The 17719-nt window shown below is 33.9% G+C and carries 14 protein-coding genes; 4 read left to right on the top strand and 10 right to left on the bottom strand.

The window, feature by feature from the left end; all coding sequences use genetic code 11:
• Positions 1-28: 28 nt before the first annotated feature.
• From PI85_RS12775 to PI85_RS12795, 5 genes are all read right to left on the bottom strand, one after another.
• Positions 29-1564, bottom strand: coding sequence for a multicopper oxidase family protein (locus tag PI85_RS12775; protein ID WP_009374058.1), 1536 nt, complete (start codon positions 1562-1564; stop codon positions 29-31).
• A 124-nt stretch (positions 1565-1688) separates the two neighbouring features.
• Complete coding sequence (locus PI85_RS12780; protein ID WP_009374061.1) at positions 1689-2228, bottom strand: TVP38/TMEM64 family protein; 540 nt, start codon at positions 2226-2228, stop codon at positions 1689-1691.
• 50 nt (positions 2229-2278) lie between these two features.
• Positions 2279-3208, bottom strand: a complete 930-nt coding sequence (locus PI85_RS12785) for a C39 family peptidase (protein ID WP_009374070.1) — start codon at positions 3206-3208, stop codon at positions 2279-2281.
• 192 nt (positions 3209-3400) lie between these two features.
• Positions 3401-3982 (bottom strand): YdhK family protein, encoded by a 582-nt coding sequence (locus PI85_RS12790; RefSeq protein WP_009374071.1) that lies wholly within the window; start codon positions 3980-3982, stop codon positions 3401-3403.
• Between the two features lie 734 nt (positions 3983-4716).
• Positions 4717-5643: a cupredoxin domain-containing protein gene (locus PI85_RS12795; protein ID WP_051145745.1), complete on the bottom strand. Its 927-nt coding sequence runs from the start codon at positions 5641-5643 to the stop codon at positions 4717-4719.
• A 290-nt stretch (positions 5644-5933) separates the two neighbouring features.
• On the opposite strand from PI85_RS12795, the gene PI85_RS12800 reads away from it, so the two are divergent.
• A complete protein-coding gene (locus PI85_RS12800) occupies positions 5934-6854 on the top strand; it encodes a C40 family peptidase (RefSeq protein ID WP_009374075.1) in 921 nt (306 codons plus the stop codon).
• 86 nt (positions 6855-6940) lie between these two features.
• Here PI85_RS12800 and PI85_RS12805 read toward each other — a convergent pair whose 3' ends face one another.
• The 4 genes from PI85_RS12805 to PI85_RS12820 all read right to left on the bottom strand — a co-directional run bounded on the left by PI85_RS12805 (position 6941) and on the right by PI85_RS12820 (position 11216).
• On the bottom strand, positions 6941-7558 hold the full coding sequence (locus PI85_RS12805; protein WP_009374077.1) for a nitrite and sulphite reductase 4Fe-4S domain-containing protein: 618 nt from the start codon (positions 7556-7558) through the stop codon (positions 6941-6943).
• Between the two features lie 167 nt (positions 7559-7725).
• Positions 7726-10146, bottom strand: coding sequence for a heavy metal translocating P-type ATPase (locus tag PI85_RS12810; RefSeq protein ID WP_009374078.1), 2421 nt, complete (start codon positions 10144-10146; stop codon positions 7726-7728).
• 81 nt (positions 10147-10227) lie between these two features.
• Entirely contained in the window at positions 10228-10434 is a 207-nt protein-coding gene (copZ, locus tag PI85_RS12815) for a copper chaperone CopZ (RefSeq protein WP_009374080.1), read from the bottom strand.
• 452 nt (positions 10435-10886) lie between these two features.
• Positions 10887-11216: a four-helix bundle copper-binding protein gene (locus PI85_RS12820; RefSeq protein WP_009374082.1), complete on the bottom strand. Its 330-nt coding sequence runs from the start codon at positions 11214-11216 to the stop codon at positions 10887-10889.
• 317 nt (positions 11217-11533) lie between these two features.
• Between PI85_RS12820 and merR the strand changes: the two genes are divergently transcribed.
• The 3 genes from merR to PI85_RS12835 all read left to right on the top strand — a co-directional run bounded on the left by merR (position 11534) and on the right by PI85_RS12835 (position 15077).
• Entirely contained in the window at positions 11534-11926 is a 393-nt protein-coding gene (gene merR / locus PI85_RS12825) for an Hg(II)-responsive transcriptional regulator (protein WP_001863748.1), read from the top strand.
• Positions 11927-11954: 28 nt separating this feature from the next.
• Entirely contained in the window at positions 11955-13595 is a 1641-nt protein-coding gene (gene merA / locus PI85_RS12830; RefSeq protein WP_002440486.1) for a mercury(II) reductase, read from the top strand.
• A 159-nt stretch (positions 13596-13754) separates the two neighbouring features.
• Positions 13755-15077 (top strand): ISL3 family transposase, encoded by a 1323-nt coding sequence (locus PI85_RS12835; protein WP_009374086.1) that lies wholly within the window; start codon positions 13755-13757, stop codon positions 15075-15077.
• A 537-nt stretch (positions 15078-15614) separates the two neighbouring features.
• On the opposite strand, the gene PI85_RS12845 is transcribed toward PI85_RS12835, so the two are convergent.
• Entirely contained in the window at positions 15615-17717 is a 2103-nt protein-coding gene (locus PI85_RS12845; RefSeq protein WP_009374088.1) for a copper-translocating P-type ATPase, read from the bottom strand.
• Between the last annotated feature and the right edge of the window lie 2 nt (positions 17718-17719).

A 17719-nucleotide genomic window follows, 5' to 3' on the forward strand; every position in this document is an offset into this window, starting at 1 on the left:
TTTGGAGGTTTTAATAATCTATTTATATTTAATTTACTTCAACTTGCCCCATCATACCATTTTCTTCATGTTCAAGGACATGGCAGTGGAACATGTATATGCCCTTATTATTAAACTTCACTGCTAATTTAACTGTTTGACCAGCTTCAATTGAGACAGTATCCTTCCACCCTTTTAAATTTAAAGGAGGTTCTTGACCATCAATCGACACGATTTTAAATTGAGTGCCATGTATGTGGAAAGGATGTGTCATACCACCCATCATATCAGGTTTATTATAAATTTCCCAAATTTCAGTCTCACCCTGCTTTTGAGTGAAATCAATGCGATTCATATCAAACTGGTTTCCATTTATAGAAACCATTGTCCCCATACCAAATAGTTCAAGCTTCTTAGAAACTGGTAAATTTTTCTCTTCTTCAGTAACACTAAAATCATTTAATTTTTCTGAAATTTTACTTGTACTTGTAGTCTTTTGTTCAATTTTAAATGGTAAAAGGGTAGTACCTTCATCATTTATTAATGCTATATCAGTCTTGTCATCCATTTTTGAAAAGTCCACTATTACCTCTGCTCGCTCACCTGGTGTTAAGGTAATTTCTTTCATATCAGTTGGTTGATTTAAGAAACCACCATCAGTAGCAATTTGTTGGAATGTATCTCCGGTATTCAATTTAAAAGTATAATTACGAGCATTAGAACCGTTTAATAAACGAAGTCTTACTTTTTCTTTACCAACTGTAAGTTTAGGATTCAACGTACCATTAATTAATAAAGTATCTCCAATTGTACCATCTTCATTAAGGACTGCTTGATAATTTAATTGCTTTTCTTCAGTAAATTGTCTATCTTGGAATACTAATGGAAAATCATTCACACCATATTCATTTGGTACATTGATTTCTTGTGAGTTTTCATCATCTATATAAATTAAACCAGCTAAACCTTTATATACTTGCTCTGCTGTAGCACCTTCTGGATGTGGATGGAACCACAGCGTAGATGCTCCCTGATTAACTGTAAAATTTACATCTTCTGTTACACCTGGCTCTAGGACTTGATGTGGGCCGCCATCACCATTTCCAGGGATTTCTAATCCATGCCAGTGAAATGTTGTTGGTTCAGATAAATCATTTTTAGTTCTAAACGTTACCGTTTGATCTTTATTAATACGAATGATTGGCCCTAAAAAGGAACCATTATATCCATATGTCTCTGTTTTAGTTCCCTTAAAGATTTCTGTTGTTCCTTGTTGAGCAGTAATATCAACAATTCCATTTTTAGGTTCAATAATAGGTGGGAGCGCAAGCTCATTTTCCCCATTTGAATTATTTAATGCTAATGGATTGTTATGACTCGCATGACCATTTTCCATGCTACTATCTTTATTATCCATACCCTCCATGTTTTTCATTTCTTCATCACTCATATTGGAATGGTCCATACCAGACATATTAGAATGGTCCATATTTGAATTATTATTAGATTCCGAATTACCCGCACTACATCCTCCAATTATAATAGCGCCTACTAATAATGAAGTAATCAAAAGTTTAGATTTCATTATGTTTCCTCCTTTTATTCTTTACATAGGCACTATAACAAATAAATATGGAGAATTTATGGATTTGAAATTAAATGAGACAAATATTAACCACTCTATCTAAGAAAACTTTGAATAACTTTTTTTATTTCTTAACTTTCCAAATCAAAATGATAATTGAAATTAATAAGATACTTATTACAATTTTCCATATTAAATTTACTTGCATAAAACCATATACTGCACCTGCTTCAAAGATTAAAGCTGGTATTTTTCCAATCGTACTAGCAAGCGTAAATGTGCCTAAAGACACCTTAGAAAATGCACTAGTAAAAGTCACAAGACCTGATGACATAAAAGGTAAAATCCTTAAACTGACAATTATCCAAAATGCATCAGAACCTTCCAACTCCTTTAATTTTAAAAGTTTAGGGTGCAATACGAACGGTCTTTTCCATTTATTGATTCCTTTTCTATATAAAATAAAGCTAATAACTGCACCAATTGATTCACCGATAATAGAAATCAGCAAACCGTTGAATACTCCAAAAAACACAAGGTTAGTGGCTGTAACAAAAACACTTGGTAGTACACCTATAATACTAACCAAAGTATTTATCATTAAACTAACCAAAATTGCAAATAATCCAGATTGTTCTAGTAAATGAAGTAATTTTTCTTCCATGATTAAACGCTATCTTTTTTAACCTATTACTTGCATATAATGAACTATTGTTAATAAACAACAACTGCCTGTTCGCCTAATGCTTCATAACTATTAAAAAATGCTCCCTTATCCAATGTTATAATTCCCTTACGTGGATCCATTACTTCCACAGTAGTATCTCCCACAGATAATAGTACCATTGTATGTAAATTTTGATACATTTGATGGTATTCACCTGTTTCTTCAATAATCCATCCCCCTTTAACCTTTGGTGGTGAGAGGTCCAATGTTACCCATGTAATAACTGGTATTCCCTGTCTAATATAATTTGTTATTTCTTTTATTGTTCTTCCACTAATATTTTTTGCTTGTAAATCTAACTTTCTCTCTGTGATAAAATTATTAGCTGCTTTGACAATTGGTTCGGCAAAAACATATGTACCCGTTTCTAGATTACTTGGCTCGCCGCCATATGCTTGATTAGGATTTGGCCCATACTTTTTTTTCATTTTGTATTCAAAAGATTGTTTAGGTAAATAATTTTGATCCATTTCTAATTTAGATGTTTCTGCACCATAGTAATTAAGTACTGCTGTAAGAGTAGTTATTTCACACCCATTTGGTAGTTCAGGATTTTGTAGAATTACAGGTACTCCAAATCCTTTATTATGATTTACTGCATATGTTTGAACCAATATGGATTGTGTAGATGACGTATACGTAAATTTTTTTTCTGTTAAATACATCCCTGTTGTAAAATTGTCTGGACTCCCTACTTTTACTGTATAAGTTTCATTTGGTTGTAAATTATAAAATTCTGCCTCACCTTTATCCAAACTAATTGTTGAATCTATTTCTTTCCCTTCTTCATCGAGTAATTCCACATATAGATCATTAAGTGGATCTCCACTAAAATATTCAACTGTTAAAACTGCTATTTTATTTGAATTGATATTTTCGTTTGTACAACCCTTTAAAAAAACTACTAATACTCCCAAAGTGAAGATAATTCCTCTCTTTCTAATTTCCCACGCCTCCTCAGTTATTGTTATATTATTAAAAATGAATATAACGAATAATTATGGAGAAATTATGGATTAAAATTAAAGGATATTATAGAATTTCTAAAACTAAAAAAGATGTCCAATTTGTCAAAATTGACTCGTCGAACATCTTTAAGTATTTAATTTTTATGGAGAAGATAATTCACTTTCCGTTAGCCATTTATGATTTTTTATTTTTTCACCATTAGTAGAAGTGTAGTCAACCACATACACAGTAGTTTCTTCTGCGGAATCAATTTTTGCAGTTACCCCTTCCATACCCTCCATATGATTAGCATTTATAATAACCTGTGTTCCTGGTTCAAATGGCTCTGAACCAGCACCTTCTATTTCTTCTTGAATGACCCACTTATGATTTGTTACTCGATTTCCACCATTTGTAGGAGCGTAAGATATAGTATAGACTATTGTATCGTATGCCCCTACAATTGTTGCTTCAGCTCCATCCATGCCTTTCATGTGATCTGCATGAATTATTGCTTTTGTCCCAACTCCAAACTTAGGATTTTCAGCTTCTTTTAAACCTTCAGGAAGTTCATTTGAACTAGGATTCATTTCAGAATGGTCCATACCTTCCATATCTTTCTCGGCCATTTCATTTGTCTGCATTTCTTGTTGACTTTCTTTCTTATTTGTATTTCCTGTACATGCAGAAAGCATTAATGCAGCAACTATAGTAACAAGACTCATTATAATTTTTTTCTCCATCATAGTCCTCCTACTCGCAGGCTTGAATTTTTGTATTCCCAATCATCATAAATTTACTTTAGGGATATTTCATACGAGTTTTTCTTTATTTAGAATCACCAAGAAAATTTAATATATACATTTTAAAGATACCTTCCTTATTCATTTTTAAAACCTGGATTGTCAAAAATGTTGAAACAGCAAAAGGGGTAAGGAGCTTTTTTTAAATTAATTCATATAATGAGATTAACCAATTTTTTAAGGAGTAGATAACCATTGATAACGAAGCTTTTAAAACATTTTCTGATTCTCAATTATTAATTGAATCTATTGAAAAACTAGGTGATGAATTATTTGCATTAACTGTGGAAATTGCATTGAATGTCTTAAAGACTGTAAGTAGTGAAGATGGCCAATTTACAAGCGATTTTTCTTCGCCATCAAGTTACTTGCAACAACAGATAGATTATTTGATTTCTGAATTAAAAATGGTAAACGAAATTATACAAAGTAATGAAAACGAAGCAAAATAATATTTGTGATTGTATCCATATGCTTCAAAATTAATACCCTACTTTTATTTGAGACTAAACATTTTTTATTTCACCGTCATCTTATTTATCAAAAAATAGAGCTTATCTAAATATATAGATATACCTTATGCCCTGTTAATAATAACTGGGCATTTTCAAATAAGTATCATTGTATTTAATTTGACAACTCCATTTGTATATCAATTACAAAATCAAAGCTAATTACTTAATTATAAACTTGCCAACCATACCAAGCTCCTTATGTCCTGGAATAGTACAAACAAATTGATATTCTCCTGTATTAATGGGAGTAAAACTCATTTTTTCTGTATTTTTAGGCCCAACATGGAGATGAATCATATTCTCCTCCTTTTTGTGATGTACATGATTATTACTACTAATAGTATTTGATGTTGGTATTGTAACTTCAATATCATGTTCTATATTATCTTTATTAATTAATTCTAATGAAACCGGTTGATTCTTCTCCAAAATTACTTCAGAGGGCGAATACTTCATATTTTCTGTTTCTATAGAAATAATCTTAATCTCTTTCTTTTCTAATTTATTTTGAGCGTTCGAGTGTAGATTATGATCCACTAAAGAAGAGTCTTTAATAAAGTTTATTTGTTTTTCGGCAAAAGGAATGCCCCCAAAAAAGTAGAAGAGTATAAAAACCGAAAAGAAGAAGGGTGTTAAAAAGCCCATTTGACTTTGGAATGTTTTTTGACTTTTACTTGGAAGTAGCGCAAATAAAAAAATAGTGAAAATTGATAGCAACAGAAAAATTCTTATTAATACAATGGATTGCCCGCCATCCACCATTTCACCTAACATTGCCCCCATCATACCAGCCATTAAACCTGCCATTAAACCTTCTAACATAGGTAATAATCCAAAGTTGCAACCACTTAAAAAGCCAATGCTTGCACCGAGAATAATTGAAATAATCGTTGAGTAAAACAAGTTCCCTTGAAAGGTAACTCCAAAAAGTATTCCTAATGTTAGCCCTACATTCATACTAAAAAACATTGAAATAGTCATACCTTGCATAGGCTTAATAGTCTTTTTCATAATTCTTGAAACCATTATGACAATTAACAATAAAAACATTAGTGATACTAAGACAAACATTTGATAAAATCCCACATATCCATCCTTTAACAATTTAATTAGCCTGTCTAAAATACACACCGTATACCTTATATAGGTATGCTCGAAAGAGAGTATTTATTTTATTATTACTTGATTTAAGTTTTATTTATCTTCAAGTAACATCACCTAGTTATTATTGCAGTGAGATTACACCGAGTATATTAAGTCACCAATTTTAATATTCTGCACAAATCAGTAATATAAATGAAAAATTTAGTATCTCTATTCCATGCTATTCTTACTTTAATCAAAAAAGCGATTGCTTTTCGAAAGGAGTAAGTTTAGTGAAAAAGAGATGGTTACTACCGGTTTTTGCGTCATTTGTAATTTTTTCAGGAATAGGTATGAATGATGCTGAAGCAGCATCAGTTACTGATTTGACGAGTACAGCGAAAGATTATATAGGAGCTCCTTATAAATATGGTGGGAATGATATTAATACAGGTGTAGATTGTTCAGCATATACAAAGTTTATATTTTCTAAGTTAGGTATTTCTTTAGAGCGCACATCTAAAGACCAATATCAGCAAGGTACTTCTGTTTCTAAAGATAGTTTAAAAGCAGGTGACCTCGTATTTTTTAATACTTCAGGCAACGGCATATCTCACGTTGGAATATACATAGAGAATGGTAATTTTATATCAGCTACTCCAAGTTCGGGTGTTAGAATTGATAAATTAAACGATCCTTACTATTGGGGTTCTCGTTATATAGGTGCAAAACGTATTGCAAACTTTACTACAAATGAAATAGCTCAAGCAGAAGTTAAAGGTGAAGAGATAGACTTTTCCATTTATGCCTCACGTGGAGCAGTAGCCATACAGCTTGCTAAAGCTTTAGCATTAGATACAAGTGATACAAACTCAAGTTTCCCTGATGTTAAATCATCTTCTGAACAAGCTGGAGCTATAGTAGCACTAAAAAAACTTGGAATTTTTAATGGAGATAGTAATGGTAAATTTAACCCAAATTCACCGATTACTCGCGGTCAATTAGCAAAGGTTTTAGTTGAAGCATTTGATTTAGAACAACAAGGAGAACCAAAGAATTTTACAGATGTAACGAGTACTCATTGGGCCAAAAATTTTATAGCAGTTCTTTCATCAAATAAGATTACGCAAGGTAAAGGTGATGGCACATTTGGCGTAAACGACAAAGTAACATTAAATCAATTAAATATCTTTATAGAACGATTAACTCGATAAATTTTGTTCGAGGACTTAAATTAAAAATGGCGGCTCATTTATTCAGAGCCGCCATTATAACCTTCCCAGAACTTCTTAGAGTAAAACTAATTTATTAACTCTTCTTTTCCTATCCGTTTTAAAAATTTGAAAAACGTTTCTCGTTTTTTTCCATTCTGTGAATATACATTTATAATCTTTTCTATTTTATCGTACAATTCATCTGGTGTTAGATTCTCTTGCAACAAAGATCCCACCTCTGCATCTTTCCCTTTTGCTTTTCCTCCAACATATAAATTGTAATGGTCTTTAATTTTCATAATCCCTATATCACTTAACATTGGTTCACCGCAACCAACAGGGCAACCTGTGTATGCAACTTTAAGAGTGAATGGTACAGCTTTTCCTGCTATACGATTATTTATTTCTTTTGCTACTGGCATCCCCTCTTCTTCTTCTCCTTTGCAAAAATTACATGTTCTCAAACTCTTTACAAAGTTGCCAACTGGATAACAAGATAAATTAACACGGTTGAATTCTTCAATTATTTCTTCTTTTTTATTTTCCGGAATTTCTAGATAGAGTTGTTGGAAGGTTGTTAACTCAAGCTGTGCGTCGTCTTCCATATATTTGGTGATCGTTAAAAGTTGTTTAGAATTTAGTTTTGCCCCAAATTCTATTCCCCCATTAACGGCAATTTTAATTTTTTTATCTTCATTACTCATACCAATTTTCCTCCATACTTTCCCAAACAATTAATTTATTTTGCTCTTTACCTACCTAAGGATGGTTTATCTGATGAAAATAGTAAGTTAAATTATGTCAGTTAAACTATTGCGTATTTCTTTATAAGTAAACCCAATAGAGTAAAGTTTACAATTGAATTAAAGGGTTATTTATTATCTAATTTTACTCTTTGTAAGCGTAATGCATTTAAAACTACAGATACAGAACTAAATGCCATCGCCGCACCTGCTACCCATGGAGCAAGTAGACCTATTGCAGCAATAGGAATACCCAAAGTATTGTAGGCAAATGCCCAAAATAGGTTTTGCTTAATATTCCGCATTGTTTTTCGACTCATTAAAATAGCATCTGCAATACTATTTAAATCGCCACGAATTAACGTAATATCAGCAGCTTCCATGGCAACATCCGTTCCTGTACCAATGGCCATACCGATATTTGCTGTGGCCAATGCCGGAGCATCATTAATACCATCTCCCACCATCGCTACATTTTTCCCTTGTGCTTGTAGCTTTTTCACCTCGTCTGCTTTACCTTCAGGCAATACTTCAGCGATAACTTGATTCACGCCTACTTCTGTTCCTATCGCTTGAGCTGTACGTTCATTATCACCAGTCATCATAATGACTGTAATGCCCATATTCTGTAGTCGGTGGATTGCCTCTTTTGACGTATCTTTAACTGTATCAGCAACAGCTACTAAGCCTGCATACTGACCATTAATGGCAGCAAGCATTGCTGTTTTACCGTTTCGCTCTAACTGCTCCATTGTTGGTAAAATATTATCAATATTGATTCCGTATTGTTGCATTAATTTTCGTGTACCAATGACAACTCCTTGACCTGACACAGTTGCCTGCACACCATAACCTGGAATAGCCTCAAAAAATTGAACTTCTCCTAATGCTATGCCACGTTTTTCTATGCCCTGTACTATAGCTTCTGCTAACGGATGCTCTGACTGTTTTTCAGCAGCCCCAATTAATGATAAAAAACGAGCTTCCTCCTGCTCTGAATCTAAAAGAACGTCTGTAAGAACAGGCTTACCATGTGTTACTGTACCTGTTTTATCTACAACCACTGTATCAATACTTTGTGTTTGTTCTAAATGTTCTCCACCTTTAAATAAAATACCAAATTCAGCTGCACGACCTGAACCTGCCATTATGGAGGTTGGCGTTGCTAACCCAAGCGCACAAGGGCAAGCGATTACAAGTACTGCAATTAAGACCTCTAAAGCTGGTGTAAATTCTCCTGGGCGAACCCAAATGATCCAAACTAAAAATGTGACAATTGCAATGCCAACAACAATTGGTACAAAAACCCCCGAAATTTGATCTGCTAAGCGTTGAATTGGTGCTTTTGATCCTTGAGCATCCTCAACCACTTTAATGATTTGTGCTAACGCTGTGTCACGACCAACCTTTGTCGCTGTCATTTTAATAAATCCATTTTTATTAATCGTCGATCCAAATAATTGATCGCCTTGCTTTTTATCAACTGGTAAACTTTCACCTGTAAGCATTGATTCATCAACAGCTGTTGTTCCCTCTATTACCTCACCATCTACAGGTATCTTTTCACCTGGTTTCACTAGAATAACATCGCCAATGATAACTTCTTCTAAAGGAACCTCTTTTTCTACACCGTCACGTACAACAATAGCGGTTTTAGCTTGAAGTCCCATTAGTTTTTTTATGGCTTCAGATGAGCGTCCTTTTGCTTTGGCTTCAAATAATTTACCTAATAATATTAATGTAATTAATACAGCACTCGTTTCAAAATAAAGATTTGGACCATGATGCGACCCTATCGTCACAATCGCTTGATAAACACTATAGAAATAAGCTGCTGATGTCCCCATGACCACAAGTACGTCCATATTAGCACTACCATTACGTAAAGCTTTATATGCCCCTACATAGAATTGCTTACCAACAATAAATTGCACAGGAGTAGCCAATACCATTTGGATCCACGGATTCATTAGAAATTCTGGGACATATAAAAATGATGTAAAGGAAAAATGTCCAACCATCGTCCAAAGCAGCGGTAAAGAAAGAATAGCCGATAAAATAAATTTTCGTTGTTGCTGTTTAATGGCCTTTTCTCGATGGTCCACTGTTTCCTGTTCATCAGCCTTTTGATGAGCCCCATAGCCCAATTTCTCCACCTTCGCAATGATGTCTACGATTGACACTTCAGATGGATTAAACTCAATCATTGCTTTTTCCAGGGCTAAGTTAACATTGGCAGAAGAGATACCACTTAACTTATTTAACCCTTTTTCAATGCGAGTTGCACAAGCTGCACATGTCATACCTGTAATATCAAGTTCCGCCTTTTGTTTAACAACCCCATAACCAAGTGCTTCTATTTTTTTTTCGAAATCTTCTTCACTTAATTTTGCTGGATTGTACTTAATAGATGATTTTTCAAGCGCTAAATTAACAGTCGCTTGTTCCACACCATCCATTTTATTTAAACCTTTTTCTATACGAGTTGCACAAGCTGCACAGGTCATTCCTGTGATCTGAATGCTCGCTTCTTTTAATGTATTACTCATGATGCTGTTCACCTTCCTCATACCCAATAGGGGTATATATTTTTGAAAACAAGAGAGTGCATTTATGCACTCTCAAAAATATTATTTTACCTCATATCCCTGTTCTTCTATTGTTTCCTTAATTTTCTCAAGCGATACTTGGGATTCATTAAACGATACTTCAACTTGTGCATCTTTTAAATTCACGTTTACTTGATCAACACCTTCTAATTTCCCTAAACTTTTTTCAACAGTATTTACACAATGACCACATGACATTCCAGTTACCTTTAAGATTCTATTTTCCATAAAAATCCCTCTCTTTTGAAATATTTTTATAAAATGTAAAAGGGTATTAATAATTTTTTTATATTTCCTTTTAACTTTCGAATTGTGATTTTAACTTATATTGGCTTCATCACTTTTAATGCAGTTTATCATTATCAAACAAGCTTTCTTTAAACGATAAATTTGTAATTACATCATCACCGTAAATTATCAACCTCCTCTAAACACACATTCATGTTACCATACCCCAGTTAGGTATGTAAAGTGGTGTTTTAATTTACTATATGCGTCACTAATTATGCAGTATATGTTAAATATCACGTTTATTTAACATTCAAACACTGTGACTTAATTAAATTTTTTAGCAGTCCATCAAAAAACTCTGCTCCTAAATAAGCAGAGTTTAAAACATTTTCGCGTTAGAAGAATTACTTTTATTTATCATTGATTCTTCATTTATAAAATCAAATCTTCTACACAGCCATTTTTTTACATACTTCAGCGCATCGGTAACATGTTTCTGCACATTCTTGGCAATGTTTATGATGTTCATGTTTTTTACAAACATCACCACATGCCTGACAAATCTCAGCACATAATTGACAAATTTGCTTTACGAATGGACTACCAGACTGCATCGATTTAGCAGAAAATGCACAAATATCGGCACATTCTCTAAGGGTACGAATGCACTCCGCTAACATTTTAACATCATCTTCTTCTAGACATTCATGATAACATTTATTACATTCCTTCATACACTCTAGACAAGCTTTAATACATTCTTCATAGCTCATTTTCAATTTTAAATACCTCCTGTTAATTTAGTCTGTCTTATTATAACCACTCCTATTTACTATATACCCCATTCAATCATAACTAATCTTCCCTATTGATATTAAACGGGTCTTCGGAATATATAGTGGAATTACTTTCTTAATAGTTTAAAAACAACTGGTGTTTAAATCGGATTTTCTGGTGGGATGTTAGGATAATCAATAGTATTATATAAAAGTATCAATCACATACGAGTGATACTTTGGGAAAAAAATAAAATAGTCCAATTTACTTGACCGTGTACTATGGTACACGGTTTATAATATTCATGGGGTGAAATAAGATGATTTATCGCATTAGTGAGTTTGCAGATAAATGTGGAGTTAATAAAGAAACGATCAGATATTACGAGCGAAAAAATTTATTACAAGAACCTCACCGAACGGAAGCTGGTTATCGGATATATTCATATGATGACGTTAAGCGTGTTGGGTTTATTAAACGAATACAGGAACTTGGTTTTTCTTTAAGCGAGATTTATAAATTACTTGGTGTTGTAGATAAAGATGAAGTTCGTTGTCAAGATATGTTCGAATTTGTTTCTAAAAAACAAAAGGAAGTGCAAAAACAAATAGAGGATTTAAAACGAATTGAAACTATGTTAGACGACTTAAAACAACGATGTCCAGATGAAAAGCAATTACATTCGTGTCCAATAATAGAAACATTAACATGAGAGATTAATTAACGAAAGGAGCTTTTTTATGAATAAATTTAAGGTAAACATTTCAGGAATGACTTGTACGGGTTGTGAAAAACACGTAGAATCAGCACTTGAAAAGATAGGTGCTAAAAATATTGAGTCTAGTTATCGTCGTGGTGAAGCAGTATTTGAACTGCCCGATGATATTGAGGTTGAAAGTGCAATAAAGGCGATTGATGAAGCAAATTACCAAGCCGGAGAAATTGAAGAAGTATCATCACTAGAAAACGTGGCGTTAATTAATGAAGACAATTATGACCTTCTTATTATTGGTTCTGGTGCTGCTGCCTTTTCTTCGGCAATTAAAGCTATAGAATACGGTGCAAAAGTTGGAATGATTGAGCGTGGAACGGTTGGGGGAACCTGTGTGAATATTGGCTGTGTTCCGTCAAAAACTCTTCTTAGGGCAGGGGAAATCAATCATTTATCAAAAGACAATCCGTTTATAGGTTTACAAACATCCGCTGGAGAAGTGGATTTAGCTAGTTTAATCACGCAAAAGGATAAATTGGTGAGCGAACTTCGGAATCAAAAATATATGGATTTAATTGATGAATATAATTTTGATTTAATTAAAGGTGAAGCAAAATTCGTTGATGCTAGTACGGTTGAGGTCAATGGGGCAAAGTTATCTGCAAAACGCTTTTTAATTGCAACAGGTGCATCGCCTTCGTTGCCCCAAATTTCAGGACTTGAAAAAATGGACTATTTAACTAGTACAACACTTCTTGAGTTAAAGAAAATACCAAAACGATTAACTGTAATTGGTTCAGGATACATTGGAATGGAGCTTGGACAACTATTTCATCATTTAGGTTCAGAAATAACGCTTATGCAAAGAAGTGAGCGACTTTTAAAGGAGTATGATCCTGAGATTTCAGAGTCAGTTGAAAAAGCGTTAATTGAACAGGGTATAAACCTTGTCAAAGGGGCAACTTTTGAGCGTGTTGAACAAAGTGGAGAGATAAAAAGGGTTTACGTAACAGTAAATGGCAGTAGAGAAGTCATTGAATCAGATCAGTTACTTGTTGCCACTGGAAGAAAACCAAATACGGATTCTTTAAATTTAAGTGCAGCAGGTGTTGAAACTGGAAAAAATAATGAAATCCTGATCAATGATTTTGGTCAAACAAGTAATGAAAAGATTTATGCAGCAGGAGATGTGACTTTAGGACCACAATTTGTATATGTAGCAGCCTATGAAGGTGGAATTATTACTGATAATGCTATTGGTGGATTAAACAAAAAAATAGATTTATCGGTAGTTCCTGCTGTTACGTTTACGAATCCGACGGTTGCAACGGTTGGTTTAACAGAAGAACAAGCAAAAGAGAAAGGGTATGATGTGAAGACATCTGTATTACCTTTAGATGCTGTTCCAAGAGCAATTGTAAACCGTGAAACAACCGGTGTATTTAAACTAGTAGCAGATGCAGAAACACTAAAAGTATTAGGGGTTCATATTGTATCTGAGAATGCAGGAGATGTCATCTATGCAGCATCATTAGCTGTTAAATTTGGCTTAACGATAGAAGATTTAACAGAAACCCTAGCACCATATTTAACAATGGCTGAAGGGCTAAAATTAGCTGCACTTACGTTCGATAAAGATATTTCGAAATTATCTTGTTGTGCAGGCTAAGGGAACTTTTTTACAACTCCCTATTCAAGTGAACCAGCTAATGCTTTAAGGGATTTTCTAAGTGCATTTGTGGTCACAAAAATAATTTAACACTGATGATTTCGACATCAAATCTATAATTGATACCTTAACACCGCAGAGTAATAAAGGATGAATAATATGTCAGACTTATTATCCCTACCAGACATTAAAACAATAGAACCGCCACAAGAAAATGAAACCGATATGATGTTTAAAGTTGAAGCAGTCGGACCACCTGAACGTTGTCCTGAATGTGGTTTTGACAAGTTGTACAAACACAGTTCAAGAAATCAACTAATTATGGATTTGCCCATTCGTTTAAAGCGAGTGGGCTTACAATTGAACCGTAGACGATACAAGTGTCGTGAATGCGGATCTACCTTCTGGGAACGCCTAATATCTGTAGATGAAAAGCGTAGTATGACCAAAAGGCTTTTAAAGTCCATTCAAGAGCAATCCATGTCTAAGACCTTTGTAGAAGTCGCAGAAAGCGTTGGTGTTGACGAGAAAACCATTAGGAACGTTTTTAAGGACTATGTGGCACTCAAAGAACGTGAATACCAGTTTGAAACTCCTAAGTGGCTTGGGATAGACGAGATACATATTATCCGTAGACCTCGGCTTGTATTGACTAATATTGAACGCAGGACTATTTATGACATCAAGCCTAACCGTAACAAGGAAACAGTCATCCAACGTCTTTCAGAAATCAGTGACAGGACTTACATTGAGTACGTCACAATGGATATGTGGAAGCCCTACAAAGACGCAGTGAACACTATCCTTCCACACGCTAAAGTTGTCGTAGATAAGTTTCATGTAGTTAGAATGGCTAATCAAGCCTTAGATAACGTCAGAAAGTCTTTGAAAGCCCATATGAGCCAAAAAGAAAGACGTACCCTTATGCGTGAAAGGTTTATCCTTCTAAAGCGTAAACACGATCTAAATGAACGTGAATCATTCCTCTTAGATACTTGGTTAGGTAATCTTCCTGCTTTAAAAGAAGCCTATGAACTCAAAGAAGAGTTTTACTGGATATGGGATACTCCTGATCCAGATGAAGGTCATCTTCGTTATAGTCAATGGAGACACCGTTGTATGTCCAGCAACTCTAAAGACGCATATAAAGACCTCGTGAGAGCCGTAGACAACTGGCATGTCGAAATATTCAACTACTTTGATAAAAGGCTCACTAATGCTTATACGGAGTCAATTAACAGCATTATTAGGCAGGTAGAGCGAATGGGTAGAGGTTACTCGTTTGATGCCTTACGAGCCAAAATCCTTTTCAATGAGAAGCTCCATAAAAAGCGTAAGCCACGATTTAATTCAAGTGCTTTCAATAAAGCTATGTTATACGATACTTTCAATTGGTATGAAGTGAATGATCACGACATTACAGACAACTTTGGTGTCGATTTTTCCACACTTATTAAGAATTTGGAGAAGGGTGATTTATAAGCCCTTTTCCACCATAAAATCCGAATACCCTATTAAACTAAGAGAAGCTTCATGAGACCTATCATCATACTAATTATGATTCCCATTCCTATGATTGAATAACTAATTACTTTTAAGTCATCTTTTTTTTGCAATCGACAGTATTTTTTATAACTAACTTCTCCATTTGCGAACATAAGACCAAATTGATCAGGTTTAATTGAATAAAATACACCATTCTCGTCTTCTAAAATTAGTTTTGTTATAAGGTTCTCCCCGTTCGATTTTTGATTATGAGTATTGCTTCTCGAGCCTTCAATCCTCACCACTTTGTATATGGAGTTCCCCAAAATCTTTTCTGTTATATGAAAAGCTTGATCTTCTATAAAGTTGTTATTTATACACACTTATATCCCCCCTCTGTTCACTAAGCTTCTGATATACTATATGTAAAATTTAATATATAGTTTTAACTAATCAGGAAATTGGAATCTTTTTTTTACAATATAATAAAAATTCGTCAAATTATATTTGACGAATTTTTTGCTTCATCTTTACTTATTCGATTTTGAGCAATTGTGCATTTATTGCACATATAATCGTACTTAAGGACATGACAGCAGCTCCAATTGCAGGTGTAATAACAATACCTACACTATATAAAACGCCTGCAGCTAGTGGAATTGCAAGAATGTTATAACCAGCTGCCCACCCTAAATTTTGGACCATTTTTTTATGACTAGCTTTCGATAGCTTTAATGTATTCAGAATGTCCTCTGGATTGCTGTTTACCAGTACTACATCTGCAGTTTCAATGGCCACATCTGTGCCTGCACCGATCGCAATACCTAAATCTGATTCAGCCAGTGCAGGCGCATCATTAACACCGTCACCAACCATTGCAACTTTCGAATTTTCTTCTTTTAGTCCTTTCACCTTATTAGCTTTTTCATGGGGTAATACTTCAGCAATAACTTTCGTCATGCCTAGTTTTTCACCAACATATTTTGCTACACGCACGTTATCACCTGTCATCATAACGGTTTCAATACCTAAATCACTCAATTCTTTTATAACCTTATAAGAGGAATCCCTTATTATGTCTGCTAAAGCAATCATGCCTAAAAATACATTATCCTTTAATATAAAAATAACGGTTTTACCTTGTTGTGCAAGTTTTTCGTAAGTACTTTCATCGAAGCTAATATTTTTTTCTTTTAAAACATTTGGACTAACAATTGCAATTTCAGACCCGTTAACATTAGCCACTAACCCTTTACCTGTTAAATTTTTAAAACCTTTTACTTCAGATACTTTTATATTTTGCTTCTTACCCTCTTTTACAATTCCCTTTGCTATTGGATGTTCAGATTGAATTTCTACAGAGTAAGCAAGCTTTAATAATTCTTTTTCGCTAACCCCTGTAACTGGATGAATATCCGTTATACCAAAATTACCTTCAGTTAAGGTACCAGTTTTATCAAACACAATTCTATTGATTTTAAATGCGTTTTCAAATGAAGTACGATTCCTAATTAATAAACCCTTCTTAGCAGCAATAGATGTAGAACGTGATGTTACTAAAGGAGTAGCTAGACCTAAAGCATGAGGACAAGCAATTATTAAAACTGTCACCATTCTTTCTAATGCAAAATCAAAGTCATCTGTTGACCACCAATAAACCAGTGTGATAATACCTGCAACAATAGCGACATAGAATAACCATTTAGCGGCTGTATCAGCAAATCCTTGAGCTTTTGATTTAGTTTTTTCTGCATCGCTTACTAATTGGATTACTTGTGCAAGATAAGTGTCACTGCCTGTTTTACTAACATTTATTTTTAGTACACCCTCTCCATTAATTGAACCCCCAATGGCCTCCATACCTACCTTTTTTTCAATAGGAATTGATTCCCCAGTTAACATCGATTCATCAACTGTAGAGTGTCCTTCAAAAACTATTCCATCAATGGGAATTTTCTCGCCTGGTTTTACTAGTATTTGATCACCTGGTTTTAAATCTTCAACAGATACTTCAATAAGGTTGCCTGATGCATCTAACTTATGAGCTTCTTTAGGCATTAATTTAATTAACTCTTCTAATGCTTTTGAAGCACCCATTATTGATCTCATTTCGATCCAATGTCCAAGAAGCATAATAACAATTAAGGTTGCTAATTCAAAAAAGAAGTCACTTCCTTCAATGAAAAATGCTGTTAGTGAACTATAGACATAAGCTGTTACGATAGCAAGAGTAATTAATAGCATCATCCCAGGAGTTCTATTTTTCAATTCACTCCATGCTCCAAGTAAAAATGGTTTTCCTCCATAGAAAAAGACTATTGTTGAAAGTAAGAATAGTAATAATGTGTCACCAGCAAAATTTACTTTATATCCAAGAAGCATCTGAATCATCATGGATAAATATGATATTGGAATCGTTAATACTAAAGATACCCAAAACCTTTTCTTAAAATCAGAAATCGAATGACCATGGTGTTTGTTGTTACCCTCGCTTTGATTATGTTGATGATGATTGTGTTCATTATTTTTCTTATTGTTAGGGCTGTAATTTTCATGAACATCTTGCATATGATTTGTTATTGGTTCATGCGAAACATTATGATTGTGGATGTGGTCTCTTTTTTCTTTTCTCTCCATCA

Source organism: Lysinibacillus sp. A1, from assembly GCF_000801965.1.
Classification (GTDB): domain Bacteria; phylum Bacillota; class Bacilli; order Bacillales_A; family Planococcaceae; genus Lysinibacillus; species Lysinibacillus fusiformis.

Excerpts from the sequence above, each read along its gene's own strand:
- PI85_RS12775 (WP_009374058.1), bottom strand. The coding sequence starts at position 1,564 with ATGAAATCTAAACTTTTGATTACTTCATTATTAGTAGGCGCTATTATA.
- PI85_RS12780 (WP_009374061.1), bottom strand. The coding sequence starts at position 2,228 with ATGGAAGAAAAATTACTTCATTTACTAGAACAATCTGGATTATTTGCA.
- PI85_RS12790 (WP_009374071.1), bottom strand. The coding sequence starts at position 3,982 with ATGGAGAAAAAAATTATAATGAGTCTTGTTACTATAGTTGCTGCATTA.
- PI85_RS12805 (WP_009374077.1), bottom strand. The coding sequence starts at position 7,558 with ATGAGTAATGAAGATAAAAAAATTAAAATTGCCGTTAATGGGGGAATA.
- PI85_RS12810 (WP_009374078.1), bottom strand. The coding sequence starts at position 10,146 with ATGAGTAATACATTAAAAGAAGCGAGCATTCAGATCACAGGAATGACC.
- copZ (WP_009374080.1), bottom strand. The coding sequence starts at position 10,434 with ATGGAAAATAGAATCTTAAAGGTAACTGGAATGTCATGTGGTCATTGT.
- merR (WP_001863748.1), top strand. The coding sequence starts at position 11,534 with ATGATTTATCGCATTAGTGAGTTTGCAGATAAATGTGGAGTTAATAAA.
- merA (WP_002440486.1), top strand. The coding sequence starts at position 11,955 with ATGAATAAATTTAAGGTAAACATTTCAGGAATGACTTGTACGGGTTGT.
- PI85_RS12835 (WP_009374086.1), top strand. The coding sequence starts at position 13,755 with ATGTCAGACTTATTATCCCTACCAGACATTAAAACAATAGAACCGCCA.
- PI85_RS12845 (WP_009374088.1), bottom strand. The coding sequence starts at position 17,717 with ATGGAGAGAAAAGAAAAAAGAGACCACATCCACAATCATAATGTTTCG.